This window comes from Lapidilactobacillus concavus DSM 17758, from assembly GCF_001435835.1.
GTDB lineage: Bacteria > Bacillota > Bacilli > Lactobacillales > Lactobacillaceae > Lapidilactobacillus > Lapidilactobacillus concavus.
The window spans coordinates 79,253-95,217 of sequence record NZ_AZFX01000038.1; the positions used below are offsets into that span (position 1 = coordinate 79,253).

At 42.2% G+C, this 15,965-nt stretch carries 16 protein-coding genes; 1 reads left to right on the forward strand and 15 read right to left on the reverse strand.

Annotation, left to right across the window (positions count from 1 at the left end; translation table 11 throughout):
* Nucleotides 1–107: 107 nt before the first annotated feature.
* The 14 genes from FC15_RS04150 to FC15_RS04215 form a co-directional block, all read right to left on the reverse strand.
* Nucleotides 108–1,676: a UDP-N-acetylmuramoyl-L-alanyl-D-glutamate--2,6-diaminopimelate ligase gene (locus FC15_RS04150; RefSeq protein WP_057824250.1), complete on the reverse strand. Its 1,569-nt coding sequence runs from the start codon at nucleotides 1,674–1,676 to the stop codon at nucleotides 108–110.
* Between the two features lie 120 nt (nucleotides 1,677–1,796).
* The gene (locus FC15_RS04155) at nucleotides 1,797–3,089 is read right to left on the reverse strand and encodes a serine hydrolase (protein ID WP_057824252.1); all 1,293 of its coding nucleotides are present in this window, start codon (nucleotides 3,087–3,089) and stop codon (nucleotides 1,797–1,799) included.
* Nucleotides 3,090–3,102: 13 nt separating this feature from the next.
* Entirely contained in the window at nucleotides 3,103–4,236 is a 1,134-nt protein-coding gene (locus tag FC15_RS04160; RefSeq protein ID WP_057824349.1) for a sensor histidine kinase, read from the reverse strand.
* Between the two features lie 20 nt (nucleotides 4,237–4,256).
* Nucleotides 4,257–4,943, reverse strand: coding sequence for a response regulator transcription factor CroR (croR, locus tag FC15_RS04165; RefSeq protein WP_057824254.1), 687 nt, complete (start codon nucleotides 4,941–4,943; stop codon nucleotides 4,257–4,259).
* 271 nt (nucleotides 4,944–5,214) lie between these two features.
* Nucleotides 5,215–5,661, reverse strand: coding sequence for a universal stress protein (locus FC15_RS04170; protein WP_057824256.1), 447 nt, complete (start codon nucleotides 5,659–5,661; stop codon nucleotides 5,215–5,217).
* A 235-nt stretch (nucleotides 5,662–5,896) separates the two neighbouring features.
* A complete protein-coding gene (gene guaB, locus FC15_RS04175; protein ID WP_057824258.1) occupies nucleotides 5,897–7,381 on the reverse strand; it encodes an IMP dehydrogenase in 1,485 nt (494 codons plus the stop codon).
* 123 nt (nucleotides 7,382–7,504) lie between these two features.
* Nucleotides 7,505–8,254, reverse strand: a complete 750-nt coding sequence (locus tag FC15_RS04180; protein ID WP_057824260.1) for a DUF1129 family protein — start codon at nucleotides 8,252–8,254, stop codon at nucleotides 7,505–7,507.
* 27 nt (nucleotides 8,255–8,281) lie between these two features.
* Nucleotides 8,282–9,382 (reverse strand): redox-regulated ATPase YchF, encoded by a 1,101-nt coding sequence (gene ychF, locus FC15_RS04185; protein ID WP_057824262.1) that lies wholly within the window; start codon nucleotides 9,380–9,382, stop codon nucleotides 8,282–8,284.
* A 72-nt stretch (nucleotides 9,383–9,454) separates the two neighbouring features.
* Nucleotides 9,455–9,697 (reverse strand): DUF951 domain-containing protein, encoded by a 243-nt coding sequence (locus FC15_RS04190; RefSeq protein WP_057824264.1) that lies wholly within the window; start codon nucleotides 9,695–9,697, stop codon nucleotides 9,455–9,457.
* A 67-nt stretch (nucleotides 9,698–9,764) separates the two neighbouring features.
* Nucleotides 9,765–10,637, reverse strand: a complete 873-nt coding sequence (locus tag FC15_RS04195; RefSeq protein WP_057824266.1) for a ParB/RepB/Spo0J family partition protein — start codon at nucleotides 10,635–10,637, stop codon at nucleotides 9,765–9,767.
* Complete coding sequence (locus tag FC15_RS04200) at nucleotides 10,624–11,394, reverse strand: ParA family protein (RefSeq protein WP_057824268.1); 771 nt, start codon at nucleotides 11,392–11,394, stop codon at nucleotides 10,624–10,626. The genes FC15_RS04195 and FC15_RS04200 overlap by 14 nt, the downstream gene beginning before the upstream one ends.
* Nucleotides 11,394–12,257, reverse strand: a complete 864-nt coding sequence (locus FC15_RS04205) for a ParB/RepB/Spo0J family partition protein (protein ID WP_057824270.1) — start codon at nucleotides 12,255–12,257, stop codon at nucleotides 11,394–11,396. Before FC15_RS04205 ends, FC15_RS04200 begins: the two co-directional genes overlap by 1 nt.
* 87 nt (nucleotides 12,258–12,344) lie before the next feature.
* Nucleotides 12,345–13,085, reverse strand: a complete 741-nt coding sequence (gene rsmG, locus FC15_RS04210; RefSeq protein WP_057824272.1) for a 16S rRNA (guanine(527)-N(7))-methyltransferase RsmG — start codon at nucleotides 13,083–13,085, stop codon at nucleotides 12,345–12,347.
* A gap of 200 nt (nucleotides 13,086–13,285) precedes the next feature.
* The gene (locus FC15_RS04215; RefSeq protein WP_057824274.1) at nucleotides 13,286–14,515 is read right to left on the reverse strand and encodes an MFS transporter; all 1,230 of its coding nucleotides are present in this window, start codon (nucleotides 14,513–14,515) and stop codon (nucleotides 13,286–13,288) included.
* Between the two features lie 464 nt (nucleotides 14,516–14,979).
* Here FC15_RS04215 and FC15_RS04220 point away from each other — a divergent pair, with 464 nt between their 5' ends.
* Complete coding sequence (locus tag FC15_RS04220) at nucleotides 14,980–15,228, forward strand: hypothetical protein (RefSeq protein ID WP_057824276.1); 249 nt, start codon at nucleotides 14,980–14,982, stop codon at nucleotides 15,226–15,228.
* An 88-nt stretch (nucleotides 15,229–15,316) separates the two neighbouring features.
* Here FC15_RS04220 and FC15_RS04225 read toward each other — a convergent pair whose 3' ends face one another.
* Complete coding sequence (locus tag FC15_RS04225) at nucleotides 15,317–15,961, reverse strand: TetR/AcrR family transcriptional regulator (protein ID WP_057824278.1); 645 nt, start codon at nucleotides 15,959–15,961, stop codon at nucleotides 15,317–15,319.
* Nucleotides 15,962–15,965: the final 4 nt, after the last annotated feature.

Here is a 15,965-nt window from a genome sequence, read left to right on the forward strand (position 1 = left end):
GATTGATCATTTTTTTTCGAGTTTGTTATCCGAATTTAGCTTAGAAAAAAGAGGTCATTACCAAAAATTAATCCTTGGTATCGCCTCTTCATCATCAAAAACTATATTTAACTATTTTTGCGTGTCGTTTCGGAATTGAGTTGTGCCAAAACGGACTTTGCAACGACCATATCAGTCGGCCAGGGCGTGTCAACACCACGGACCTTTTGATAAGGATCGGTTCCTTTTCCCGCTAAGACAACGACATCTCCAGGCTGACTCTCCTTGATTGCAGCCTCAATGGCCTTGGCACGATCTAATTCAACAGTAACATCAACTTGTGTTTGATTGATGCCCTCGATGATCTGATCCGCAATCTCTTTAGGATCTTCAAAGCCTGGGTCATCGTTGGTAATATAAGCATGTTGAACCAATTGGTTGATTGCTTTGGCGAAGCCCTCACGCCGAGAGATTCCTTTATCCCCGGGACTACCCACGACAACAATCAGCTTTGGATCTTGATATTCCTTCTTCAAGAAAGTGAGCAGCGCCATCATGCTCGCATAATTATGAGCGTAATCCACGTAAACTCGGCCGTGTCCTGGCACATCTAACCGTTCCATTCGGCCAGGAATCTCAACGTGTGCGATGCCTAAAGCAGTTTCTGGATAAACCGCACCAGCTAAACCTGCACCGATAATTGCGGCAGTGGCATTACTCAAGTTATAATCGCCAATTAAGTCCAACGAATATTCACCTGAAATTTTTAACTGCTCGGCTTTCAAAGTGTGCGTCGTCAATTTAAATCGACTCTGCGCGAGATCTGCCTCTTCTTGCTGATAGCGAAAGTCAATATCAATGCCTTCTGGAGCCTCGAAACCATCTTCGGCAAATAGAAAAATACTATCTGGATCCGTGGTGGTTGTTGCCGCAGCATAAACATCCTGGAAATAATCAGTCTGTGCATTAATAACGGTTTTCCGCGAATTAACAAGTAATTGCAACTTGCAATGCAAGTAATCAGCAAAATTGGGATGTTCATTGGGGCCAATATGATCTGGCGAAATATTCAAGAAAAAGCCAACGTCATAAGTTAAGCCAAAGACACGAAATTGCTTATACGCTTGAGAAGAAACTTCCATGACTAAATGTGTCATTCCTCGATCGACCGCACGACGCATATCACGGAATAAATCGAGTGACTCAGCCGTTGTTAACTTAGATTTGAAACTATCGTCTGGATTCGGTCCGATAATCGTGTCCACCGTCGAAAACATGGCGGTCTTACCTTGCGTTGCTTGATTTAAGATACCACGTGTGAAATAAGTCGACGTCGTTTTACCCTTGGTTCCCGTATAAGCAATCACAAATAATTCGTCTTGTGGATAGCCATAAAACGCCTGTGCTAACAACGCCATTGCCTTATGAATGTTGCGAACAATTAATGCATGCATGCCATTGCCTTCTGCATAAGGCTGCTCAGCAACGTAAGCAATCGCACCATTATCCTTCGCGTTCTGTAAATAAATCGGTCGAAATTCGTTGCTCTTACAGAAGAATAACGTCTTCTCTGAGACGTCATTTGCATTGTAAGCAACGTTTTCGAAGCGCTGCGTTAAATTGTCCTGAATTGCACTACTTTTTAAAATATGATGTTCTTTTAGAATTAAAAGACATGCCTCTAAAGTTATTGCCATCATTAAACCCCTTTATAAAGCTTAGTTCAAACCAACGTTTGTCGATCATTTGGCGATGATAAGTCTACCCCAGAATCATTTCAACCATTTCTTATCAGTGGCTGAGATGATTCTTAAAACTTAAAACAGCCCCGTAATCTTTTGCCAAGCTTTTTGCCACCACGTTAAGCCTTTAACAGCTGTTTTTGCTAAAATTGGAACGGATTGTTTCTGTTCAGTCGTCAAATAACCGGAGCCAATGGTTGGCATTTCCACACTACCAAGATGTGCCCCTTTTTTGATGGGTGCGATGCGACTAATATCGTTATTGTTCAACTTATAAGTGAGCTGTGAAGCTTTGACAGATTTTGGTAAAAGTACCTTGACTGTCTTACCAGCAACACTAGCAACTTTCGTCTGTTTGCTGTTCGTTACCTTAACCGCTGGTAACTGTTTGCTGAATTGACCTCGTTTTAAAACAGTGACTTGGTGCCAATTTTGGTAGACACCCTCCATCAACGTCTTAGCGGCAGCGAACCGTTTCTGCTGATCGACAGAGCGACCATCTGCATGAAGAATCACCGTAATGATTCGGAACCCATTTTTCTTAACAGTACCGACAAAACTATCACCAGCACGCTCGGAGGTACCCGTCTTTAATCCGTCAACGTCAAATTCGCTTGTTGCGGCCGATTCACCCTTCAGCATTAGATTCCAGGTTGGATAAGTTGTGCCATGAAAAGCAATTTTAGTCTGGCTCGTGACATTCAAAACTTCGGGAAAATCTTTTAATAAGTGTTGCGCTACAACCGCAATGTCACGCGCGCTCATTTCGTTCTCGTCAGTTTCTGTCGTGCCTGGATAACGATCTGCAGCAGGAACGTAGGAATTACTCATCCCACTCACGTTAACCAGTTTCGCGTCTTTAATCTGCCATTCAGCTAGTTGTGCTTTCATCGCATCAATAAATTTAGCTTGACTACCACTCACAACATCCGCTAATGCCATCGCAGCCGCATTTGCCGAATAAATTAAGCTAACATCATATAGTTCCTTGACTGTATATGACTTCGCCGTCTCGAATGGAATATTAGATAATTCCATGTTGTGGCTGAGTTGCACAATATCCGTCGTTGGTGTGACCTCTTGCGTCCATGTGAGCTGACCTTTTTTAACAGCCTGCAACACAAGGTACATCGATAACATTTTCGTCAATGAAGCGATTGGTAAGACTTGTTGGCTGTCTTTATCTGCCAAAATCTGACCAGACTTCACGTCAATTGCTAACCCCGCCTTAGCTGGAATCGTCACTTGAGGAACGTCAATCGTCGATGCCGCGTGAGCCGTTTGACTCGCCACAAAAAATCCCGAAAAATTCAGTGCGCTGATCATTAAAACAAGCGCAAATAATAAATGTTGTCCCTTGGCTTTCACAATTGTTCCTCCACTAATTCTCTTCTTGTTGGTGCCTATTCAATGGCAAAATGGTATTAAAAGCTGTTTCTTGTTCAGTTGAAGTGGCGTAAATTTCGCCGCCATGCAATTTGACGATACTTTGGGCAATCGCTAAGCCTAAGCCTGATCCCCCAGTTTCAGCAGAGCGCGAGCCTTCCACCCGATAGAACCGTTCAAAGATATTCTCAAGATCTTCTTGTGGAATCTGACGACCATCATTAGCAACACTGATCACAACATCGTTATTTTCTTGATGTGCACTTAGTGTGATCTTCGTCGCTTCATCGCCATACTTCAGGGCGTTCACGATTAGATTACTAAAGACCCGGACTAATTTACCCGCATCAGCAGACATCATAATTGGCCGTTGAGTCACATCCACCTCAATTAGAATATGATGCTTCTGCGCCTCAAGCTCAAAATCCGCCGTCAGTTGCTCCAGCATTGAGACCAAATCAAAAGTTGTCACTTCCAATTGCGTATGGGTTTGTTGAACTTTTGTAAATTCAAACAGATCTTCAACGAGTGATTTCATTTGCTTCGTTTTTTCAAAAGCAATGTGGATATAACGAAGTAGATCGTCCTCGTTCTCATACTGTCCATTTTCGATTAGCCCGAGATATCCCATGATCGACGTCAGTGGCGTTCGAATATCATGACTCACATTTGTGATCAGCTCATCTTTGCTGGCTTCTATCTTGCGCTCTTCGATCATCGAATTTACAGTGCTATCGACCAAAGCATTAATGCTATCGATCACTTGGTTGAGATAACCACTCACCTTTAAATTGACGCGGTGGTCTAAATGACCATTAGCAATAAAGTGAAGCTCCTCGATAATGTGGCGCATCTGCATTTGATGGTAACGCCGAATTAGGCGCCAGTAGACTACAATTGCATCAAAAATAATCAACAGGATAAAGAAAATCCGTTGCCAACTCCATAAATGCCAAGGACCGATGGTAACCGCACGTTTGATTTGATAGATACCATCCACCAAACCTTGATTTGAATGTATCGCTTGATCGATTAAAATCACAACGGCAAAGTTAAGCAAGAGTAATAAGCCAACGGTCACCAAGCCTTCAAGAAATAGTTCCCATTTTTCTCGTGTTTTTAAAACGATGGTCTGTGGTTCATCACTCATTATGCTTCCACCTTGTAACCAACGCCCCAAACAGTTTCGATGACTTTTTCGCCGCCTGTTGCTTCTTCAATTTTATCCCGTAAATGACTCACGTGAACCATGACAGTCTTTGCCGAAACAATACTTTCCTGCTGCCAAACACGCTCGAAAATCTCATCTGCTGAGAAAACGCGATTGGGATGGCTCGCCAAAAGGTAGAGTATGCCAAACTCTAATGCTGTCAGTTGAATCCCAACATTGGTTAATGTCGTCACTTCATGAGAGTCCTTATCAATAATTAATGGACCAACTTCCAGACGATCAGGTTCATTCGAGGTCATTTGTGCATTGGCACGACGCAATAAAGATTTGACCCGCGCCATGACTTCAAGTGGATTGAATGGTTTTGAAACATAGTCATCCGCTCCAGTGATCAAGCCTTGGATCTTATCCATATCCGTCGTCTTGGCAGAAACAACAATAATAGGAATATCAGATTCTTTGCGGACTTCTTTGATGACATCGATGCCAGACATGTTAGGCATCATGATATCAAGAATCATCAACGCGATTTCAGGATTAGTTGCTAATTTTGTCAGTGCTTCGCGTCCAGTCAACGCGGTAATAGGCTCATAGCCTTCGTTCTTTGCGTAAATACTTAATAACTCTACAATTTCTTTGTCATCATCAACGATTAGTATTTTCATTTCAATCACCTTCTGAATTTGAGACTAATGACATCTCGTTATTCTAATCTAACAAGCCAATCGAACGTTATTTATTATACGCTATGATTCAGATAGACTCTCTCAAAAGTACCACCTTATTCAGAAAATGTCTATCTGGCTTAATTGTATCAAAGGCTGACTTAAATTTCTTTAAAATTTCCACTTCACTAAAAAAACAGTAAACAAAATTAAACTTTGCTCACTGTTAAATGCAATTATTATTCTCGACCAATCATCTACTGCGTTAAATTTAACGGATCACTAAAACAGAAATCGGCGCGTTTTTTGCCATGTATGCTGCCTGACTTCCAAATAACTTGGTGATTCCTTTTTTTGCTTTAGCGCCAATGACTAATAAATCTGCTTGCGCATGCGGAATAACATGCTTCACAATTTCCTCGCCGGGTTCACCTGCACCGATAACCGTGGCAACTTTTTTAACTCCAGCATCCAGCGCCTGTTGACGATAATCTTGAAGGTGTTGCTCTAACGCATCGCGCTGTCCATGGATATAATCTTTACTTAGTGCCTGATAAACATTCATGTTCTTTTCCTCAAGAATCGATACCAACACCAAGTCGACGTCGTCCTTAATGGCGCGATGAATCGCATATTTAAAAGCTTTAAGACTATCTTCAGAATCATCGAGTGCAACAAGAATTCGTTTGAAATAAACATGATTTGTATCTCTACCCATGAGTCTTCATCCTCTCAAAAATCGAATGTCAATCAGATTATATCTCGTATCAAGCCCTGCCTTGATGCTAACACAACCGTCAGCTTTAACACAATTAAAACGCCTAATCGACTAATTTTCACTGAACAAATTCCCATGAGTATCAAAAAATCTCTACATGAGATTGTCGAATACAACATGCGACCTCAATGTAGAGACTGATGATCAATAAAGCTCTTCTAATTAGCGATACTTCTTAATTACCGATACTATAGTTTGGTGCTTCTTTTGTAATCTGAATATCATGTGGATGTGATTCTTTTAACCCAGCACCTGTAATTTTAACAAACTGTGCATTGTCTTGTAACGCCGCTATATTGGCAGCACCAACATACCCCATGCCGGAGCGAAGACCACCTTCCATTTGATAGATGACATCAGCTAGTGCACCACGATAAGCAACGCGACCTTCGATTCCTTCAGGCACTAATTTATTAGCTTCATTCACACCTGATTGGAAATAACGATCAGAAGAACCATGCGACATTGCTGCTAACGAGCCCATGCCACGATAAGTCTTGAATCGGCGACCTTGGAAAATCTCGAATTCACCAGGCGCTTCATCTGTTCCAGCCAGCATGCCACCTAACATGACTGCTGTTCCACCTGCTGCCAAAGCCTTCACAATATCACCAGAGAATTTGATCCCACCATCTGCAATGATTGCTTTTCCACGTTTACGGGCCTCGCTTGCGGCATCATAAACAGCAGTGATTTGTGGGACACCAACGCCGGCAACAATTCGCGTGGTACAAATTGAGCCAGGACCAATCCCAACTTTAACAATATCAACGCCTGCATCAAATAAAGCGGCGGTCCCAGAAGCCGTTGCGACGTTACCTGCAATCAATGTTCGATCTGGGAATGACGCACGAATTTCAGAAATCTTACGAAGGACGCCAGCCGAGTGACCATGTGCCGTATCGATGACGATTGCATCCACACCTGCATCAAAAAGCGCCTGCGCACGTTCAAAAGTGTCCGAAGTTACGCCGACCGCTGCCGCAACCAACAAACGCCCACGATCATCTTTAGCAGAATTAGGATATTGCTTGACATTTTCAATATCTTTAATCGTGATCAAGCCACTCAAACGCCCTTGATCATCCACTAATGGTAATTTTTCGATGCGATAACGCTGCAAAATTTTTTCAGCATCTTGCAATGAAGTGCCTGCTTTGGCAGTGACTAAATCTTCGCTAGTCATCACATCTTTGACTGGTGCTTGCCAATCCGTCACAAAACGTAAATCTCGATTAGTGACGATACCAATTAGTTTCAAGCTGGTTGCGTCAGTGACGACAGGAACACCACTAATGCGATAGCGTTGCATCAGTTGTTCAGCTTCCTTAACTGGACGATCTGGTGTGATATAGAATGGATCGGTGATAACACCACTCTCAGAACGTTTAACCTTGCGCACCTCATCTGCCTGTTGCTCAACACTCATATTTTTGTGGATCACACCTAATCCGCCTTGACGCGCCATGGCAATTGCCATTTTTGCTTCGGTTACCGTATCCATGCTGGCACTTAAAATGGGAACATTTAAATGTAAATTGGCCGCTAAATCTACTGAAAGATCGACATCGTGTGGCAGTACGTGACTCTCCGCTGGAATTAATAACACGTCATCGAATGTCAATCCTTCTTTTACAAATTTATGATCCCAATTACTCATCGATAATTACCTCCATTTATTTATGATGATGTTTATAATTGTGTTTCATTATATCAGTTAATCATGGGTTTAACAGAAATAAAATAAAAAAAGAACGATCTCAATCGACCGTTCCCACTAAGCCTAAATTGTTCGTCCAGTAATATGGTAATGCAGGCGGAATAAATAACGTGCGCCGTAAGAAGCTGCAGCTAAAATAAGATAGCCCCATGCGGGTAAAACTGGATTAATTGCAGGGTTAACTAGTGCAGTTAATGAAATTAATAAGAGCACACCAATCGTAGCCAGTGAAACCTTACCAATCGTTCCCCAATTAAATCTATGTTTTTCTTCTTTTTTGCGGTTACGTGAAGCTTCCATCGTATCCGTAAACCAAGTCAATAAGAATCCAAAGGCAATCGCCATGATGATCAATGTGACAATACCAGATGATTGTGAGGTCGTGTTTTTCTTACCTGGAATTAATCCCATCACACCAAACAGGACGGATAAAATAACGAGGTATAAGAAACTCATGTCCAGTGAACGCATCCAGTACTTCACCTTTTTAGGCTTGGCCTTTGCATGAATCATTTGGTCATATTTGAAACTAGCCGATCCATAGAGTTGTGTTGCAGGTTTACCAATGCGCTGGTTTTGAATAATCTCAGGCAATAACGCATCGATTTTTGTATTTGCATCGGCGTCTGCATAACCACCTTCAACTAATAATTTGTGGAGTTTGAAGATGTAGTCGTTATTTTTATGACTTAATTCTGTTCGCAATTCAGCTGCAGACATCGTCGCAATTTCTGCTTGATTCTGTTCTTGCTCAGCAATCTTCTGAGCTTGTTGTTCACTTGCTTCTTGATTTCTTTCTTCAGTTGATGCCAATAGTCCTTCGCTCCCTTTCGATTAAACTTACACGTTGAATCTAAACTCGATAATATCGCCATCTTGCACTTGATACTCTTTACCCTCTGAACGTAAGCGCCCAGCCTCACGAACAGCTTGCATACTGCCATATTGATCGAGATCTGAGAATGACACTGTTTCTGCACGGATAAAACCACGTTCAAAATCAGAATGAATAACACCTGCAACCTGTGGTGCTTTCATGCCCTTCTTAAACGTCCATGCACGCGTTTCGGGACCGCCTGAAGTGAAGAACGTTGCAAGCCCTAAGAGTGAATATGAAGCCTTAATTAAACGATCCAGGCCTGACTCAGCGACACCCTCAGCAGCTAAAAAGTCTGCTTTATCATCATCATCTAGCTCAGCAATTTCTTCTTCGGTCTTAGCAGAAATTCCAATAGCTTCTGCGTTTTCCTTTGCAGCGTAGTCTCGAACAACTTGATAATATGGATCTGAATCTGGATCTGCCATGGCGTCTTCAGCGATATTAGCAACGTATAAGACTGGTTTAGCCGTTAGCAAGAACAGACCCTTCACAATTTTTTGCTCGTCCTCGTCAAATTCAATCGAGCGAACCGGATCACCATTTTCCAGTACTGGTTTGATTTTCTTCAAGACTTCAAATTCAGCAAGCGCCTCTTTATCTTTAGTACGAGCAATTTTTTCAACACGCTCATAACGTTTATTCACACTATCTAAATCGGCCAATACTAATTCCAGATTGATTGTTTCAATGTCATCAAGTGGATCAACCTTGCCCGTAACTGTTGTGATGTTATCGTCGTCAAAAGCGCGAACAACATGAACGATTGCATCAACTTGACGAATATTCTCTAGAAACTTGTTACCAAGGCCTTCGCCTTTACTTGCGCCCTTAACGATGCCAGCGATATCCGTAAATTCAAAAGTCGTATGAACGATTTTTTTAGCGGGAATGATTTCATCAATTCTTGCTAATCGTGAATCAGGTACCTCGACCATTCCCACATTAGGGTCGATCGTTGCGAAAGGATAATTCGCCATTTCGGCACCTGCTTTAGTGATTGCGTTAAATAAAGTGGACTTACCAACGTTTGGTAAACCAACAATACCAGCTGTTAATGACATGATAAACTTCCTTTTTATTTATTTTATGCTCAATCATCCTGATTAATTCCGGTTAGTCATTCTCAACCGTGATTATCTCGGTCGTTTAATTTCATCGACGGTCAAATATTCTTTTTCTTCAGCCGGATCAACTTCAGCAGCAGACTTCAGTAGCTTCTTCATTTTCTTAGTAAAATCACGTCGTGTCAGCATGACCAAGTGCCCACAACCCATGCATCTAATTTTAATATCAGCACCCAGACGAACCACTTCCCAGCGATTCTCGCCGCATGCATGCGGCTTTTTCATTTGCACTAAATCACCAAGCTCAAACATGGCTACCTCCTCTACCTCTAAGCGCAACGAGCTAATTAATCTCGTTGCCTTGACTCGTCAACTTCAATTAATCAATTTCAATATTTAGAACGTCGAGTAAACGATTCAAGTCCCGAACTGAAGTGTATTTGATTTCAATTTTACCTGCGCCACGCTTATTCGCACTAACCTTTACCTTGGTCGCTAACTTGTCAATCAACGCATTTTCTGTCGCAGTTAGATAAGCTGATTTAACAGGCTGCTTAGTCTTTGTCTTTGGTTTATCAGCGTTCAATTGCAACACATATTGTTCCAATTGACGAACCGTCATGCCATCACTAATTGCCTTTTCGGCCACGGTATCGATTTCTTCTTTGTTTTTCAGGCTCAACAAAGTTCTCGCTTGTGCCATCGAAAGTTTACCCGTTTGCAAATATTTCTTCGTGACATCCGGCAAGGTCAACAATCTGAGATAATTGGCAATATAAGGTCGACTCTTGCCGATTCGTTCAGAAACTTCTGCCTGAGTCAAACTCAATTTTTGAATTAGTGTCTGATAAGCTTCAGCTTCCTCAAGTGGTGTCAAATCTTCACGCTGTAAATTTTCAAGAACAGCAATTTCCATCATTCTTTGTTCGTCGATTTCTCTGACGATTGCGGGGATGGTCTCCTTACCCGCAATTTTACTTGCGCGGAAGCGACGTTCACCAGCAATGATTTCGTAGCCATTCAAGCTCTTACGAACAATAATTGGTTGAAAAACACCACTCTGACGAATAGAATCCGCCAATTCTTGCAGTGCGGTTTCATCGAATGTCTTGCGTGGTTGATAAGGATTAGGACGAATATCGGTGAGTGCTAGCTCTTCAACGACTTCTTGATCATTATTTGCGGATTCAAAATCGGAAAAGATAGCGTCAATGCCACGACCAAGTCCTTTTGAATTTTTATTTATCGCCATTAGCCTTCATAACCTCCTTTGCCAAAGACTCATACACTTCAGCACCACGTGACTTACGATCATAGTCGATGATTGGCAAGCCATAACTTGGTGCCTCTGCCAATCTTGTAATTCGTGGAATGACCGTCTCATAAACACGATCACGGAAAGTTTTGCGTACTTCTTCAATGACTTCAGCACCGAGATTAGTTCGAGCATCATACATCGTCAAAAGCACACCTTCAATACTTAGTTCAGCGTTAAAATGTTTCTGCACTAAACGAACAGTGTTCAACAATTGGCTGAGCCCCTCAAGTGCATAGTACTCACTCTGAACAGGAATGATTATCGAATCACTTGCAGTAAATGCATTGATTGATAATTGACCCAATGATGGCGGGCAATCGATTAAAACATAATCATATTGTGCCTTGACGCCTGCAAGCCCATTTAACAAACGTTGCTCGCGAGCAGTCTGGGTGGTCAGCTCAATTTCAGCACCCGCTAATTGAATCGTCGCTGGAACGATGTCGAGATGAACGCGCTTAGTGTGATAGATTGCTGCCTTCATTGGCAGTTCATTGATCAATACGTCATAAATATCTTTAGAAACATCTGACTTTTTAATTCCAAAGCCACTGGTTGCGTTGCCCTGTGGGTCGCTATCAACAATCAAAACGCGTTTACCAGCTTCGTTCAAGCAAGCTGCAAGATTGATTGTTGTCGTTGTTTTACCAACGCCACCTTTTTGATTCGCAATCGATATTACCTTGACCATTAGTTCTCCTCTTTGCTTTCTGATGTCGCGTCACCAATCGCAACATCGATCATAATCGTATAATGATCTGCTGTTTTTTGTTCGGTGTAATGAACCTGATGACCTGCGGATTCGATTTTTTTAAGTGATTGTTTAATTTGGTTCGCTGCCAGAGCCAACGAAACCGTTCGCTCTGAATTTTTCCGACGCTTCTTGGCGGCATTCTTCTTTTTTTGAGGTGTTGCTGCTGGCGTTTCTTCTGCCGGAGCCGGCGTATCGCCATCCGATTCACTGAGTTGGGCAATCAGATGATCTGTCTGACTGACCGTTAAGTGATCTGACAAAATTCGTTTGAAGACGATTGCCTGCGTAATTTCGTCGAGTGCTAAAAGAGCTCGACCATGTCTAGCCGTTATTTTCCCATCAACGATTGCTTCCTGTGCTTCTTGAGGCAGCTTCAGTAAACGTAATTGATTCGCCAAATAGGATTGACTCTTACCTAATCGCTGTGCTAACTGCGCCTGGGTAACTGGTGTTGACCGTAATAAATTTTGGTAAGCCGTCGCTTCATCAATCGGATTTAAATCCTCTCGTTGTAAGTTTTCAATCACTGCCATTTCGGCAGACTCACGATTCGTCATCTGCTCAACAATTGCGGAGATTTCCGCCCAACCTAGCGATTGAACTGCTCGATACCGCCGTTCACCCGCAATAATCTCATAATGATTGGGCTCATACTCGCGTAATACGATTGGCTGTAATAATCCGTGAGCGGCAATTGTCTGCGCAAGTTCGTTGATTGATGATTCTGCGAACTGACGACGTGGCTGGAAACGATTTGGCACAATTTGTAGAATAGGAATCTGTCGAATATCCTTTTGCACAGATTCAGCTGCAGACTTTTTTTTTCAGGCTGCATTTCGCCATCAGTTATCTCATTTTGATTGAAGAAAGCCATTTTGAATCCTCCCTTACTTCAATAGCTCACCAAGTAATGGTGACTTGGTGATTGTTCCTGGTTTGCGTGGATATGTTTTAGGTGTTTCTTTAGTTTTTTTGACGATAATAATCACACGCTGATCATTCGTCTGTGGGAGCGTTAGTTCCACAGTACGAACAAGCTTCCCGCCCAAAATATTGAGCGCATGCGCAGACTGTGCCAGCTCCTCGCTGCCTTTGCTACCCTTCATTGCAACAAAATAGCCGCCCTTTTCAACGAGAGGTAAACAAAGTTCCGCTAGGACTGGTAAACTAGCCACTGCCCGTGCTGTAACGACGTTATAGCTCTGGCGATGTTCGGAGCGCTTATTCCCAAAGTCTTCTGCACGAGCATGATAAAACGCAACACCTTCTAAATCGAGCTGCGTTGCTAATTCTTGCAAAAATTTGATGCGCTTATTTAATGAGTCAACGATACTGACCTGCAGTTGCGGAAAGACGATTTTATTCGGAATCGAAGGAAATCCGGCCCCTGCGCCAACATCTAAAAGTGACCAAGCTTCCGTTTGCAGCTCAGGCAATGCGAATGCTAAAGTCAATGAATCATAAAAGTGTTTCAAATAAACGTCATCTTTGGCTGTAATGGCGGTTAAATTAACAACTTTATTCGTTTCAACGAGCAATTCATAATAAGTCATAAACTGCTTTTTTTGCATTTCAGTCAGCGAGATTCCTTGACTTGCTAACTGTTGATAAAATTGATCTGGTGACATTTCAAACCTCACGTTCTTCGTGAAACAACCATTTGTTTCACGCACTGCTTTTACTTTAACGAAATTTTAGTCGTTTTGCAACCTCATAACCCGTTATTTCCGACAAAAATTTCAGTGGATTTTTTATTCTTGAATGATAAAAAGACAACCAAAATTCGGCTGTCTTTTAACTTCAACGTTGCGTTGAAAATGTGTCATGCTTATTTTTGATACTTCTGCAATTCTGCTCGTCGATATTTCGCCATCGACAACACAAACGCAAATCCCACTACGATATTTAATAGACCTGTGCCTAAAAAAATCCATTTAATATTAATAACATCTGCTAATGGCCCAAACATTAAAGTACCAATTGGGGTAGTCGCGCCAACAAAAATGCCAAACACGGAAAAAACACGGCCCATGTAATCATTCTCCACATTTTCTTGGATCAACGTGGTATCTGCAGTTGGTAACAAGGGAAAAATCAGGCCACCAAGCGCCATGATAATACAGTACCACCAAATCGTTGGTGCAAATCCGATGATCCCAAAAATCAAGCCACAGGCCACCATGACTAACGAAATTGCGCCCACTTTATCCTTGATCACCTTGCGCATGGCAACGAGCATGCCACCAACAACTGAACCAAGTGACCAGGCAACCTCAGACCAGGTCAAAAATGCCACGTTGTTGCCATAAGCACGTTCAACAAATACGGGTGACAAGACGCTCGCCGGTGCGAGGAGGATAAAGAACGCGCCATAGGCAATCATCAGCCCAAGAATCAGCGGACGAGCACGAACGTATTTCAAGCCTGCTGCCATCTCTTGCAGCACACCCGTTTGTGCGACGCGCCGTTGACGTGGTGCGAGTTTGATCAATCCGGTCATTGAAATACCAATGATTGCGGTGACGACATCTAGTCCAAAGGCAAACCGCAAATCAAAATTTGCTAAAATCACACCTCCCATTGCGGGCGCCATCAGTTGTGAGAACGAACCCAAGGTATTGTAGATACCGTTGATGCGACTCAGATTATTTTGCGGAACAATATCCGCGACCATCGCGTTCACTGAAGGCGACTGAATCCCATTACCGGCAGATCGGACAGCCAACAGAATGAGCAAGAGCCAGAGGTTGCGAATTCCCATTGCAAACAAAACCGCCATCAGTAAGGTAACCAGCGCAATACCGAAGTCTGCCGCCATTGCCAAATATTTACGACTATAACGATCTGCCCAAACGCCAGCCCACAAAGAAATGATGACCGATGGAATCGTATTCGCTAACGTTGCATAAGTGACCCAAATTCCCGACCCCGTTCGAAGTGTGATGTACCAAACCACCGCAAAGCCACTGACCATTGATCCAAACATTGAAATCGTCTGACTCGTTAATAACAAAGTAATCCAGTGTTGCCAATTTTGGTATTTTTTTATATCTTCCATTTTATCTTCCAATCTATGATCTATGATTGACCAGTTCTCTTTTTGTGACTTATTTCTGCACACACGCCACAAAAAAAGACTAGCCAGAATTAAGGCTAGTCTTCTCTCATCATTTAATCCGTTAGCCCGACAATTATTGTCAAGGTTAATTCGTGGTAAGAGGGGAAATCCATGCCTTAAAAATGCGATGTGAAAAAGTGAATTGTTGTGCTAAAAATGTTCGCTTCGTCATAAATTTCCCTTCTTTCTACATTTTGTTTGGTGCCAAGTTACTTTAAGATACCATGAACTTGTGTTTCTGACAAGTACTCATCCATGACAGCCCTTAATCTAAGGTTTACCCGATACATAAAATATTCTGAAGATAGGCAATTAATGTTATGATAAAAAGGCATCTACATGATTCGATGATCGTTTACTTATGTCATTGAATGACTCATTGAAAAACTTCGGAGGCCATTATTATGGGCATGCGTTCAACTCACAAACCATCAGATTATTGGTCAACTCCCGCGCAGGGGATACCAGATTTTGAATCAATGTTCCGCAAATCAACGGCAACTAAGAGCCCGTTAACAACCGAAGCAAGAATCTACATTCACTTGTTGGCCACGAGTTACCATCTTACAAATCGCGAAATCCAAGCAAAACTAACTACAGAATACCAACAAACTATCAGTCTTTCCACGATTAAAAGATACGCAAAACAATAGCAAATCCCTTGAATGCTGATTTATTCCACCTCAAAAATCCAAAAAGAAGTCATCGCAAAGAATTTTTGCAATGACTTCTTTTGATTGGTTACTCTGCCATAAATCCATGTTCGAAAATTCTTAGATAACGAGCAAGTGTTTCAATTAGTTCATCCATCTCTTCAACACGATCCATCTTTGGATGCGCCAGCAAATATTGTTGAATCTTCGTCGCATAACTATCTTCGAGCATCGTCAACATTTCGTAGACATCTTCTTTGCGGACACCCGGTTTTAATTTTAGTCGATCTAAAACAGGCATTGACAACTGATTGCGCAAATCTAAATTATTCATCAGTCCCTTTTGCATAAATTCGCGGGCTTCTTCAGGCAGTTGCTTGATACGAACATAGGCATCTAGAAGCACTTTGAACTCCACTTGATAAGTTAGTTGGAGTTTAATTTTGTACTGCGTTGCGTTAACGACCATCGCCACTAAATCTTCTGAGTCTTGCCAGACATGGAGATCTGCCACCGCCATCACACGCGCCGCAGCTTCTTTTAGCACAACGAAATAAAGGTGTGCCTTACTCTGGTAATATTTAAACACCAGACCTTTCGACACGGCCGCTTTCTCCGCGATGTCTTCAATTCGTGTTTGATGATAACCATGAGCCGCGAATTCTGCCATTGATTCATCAATAATACGTTTTTCTTTTTCGGGGTCTCGTGCCAATCTTCCGACTTTTTTCATTTGC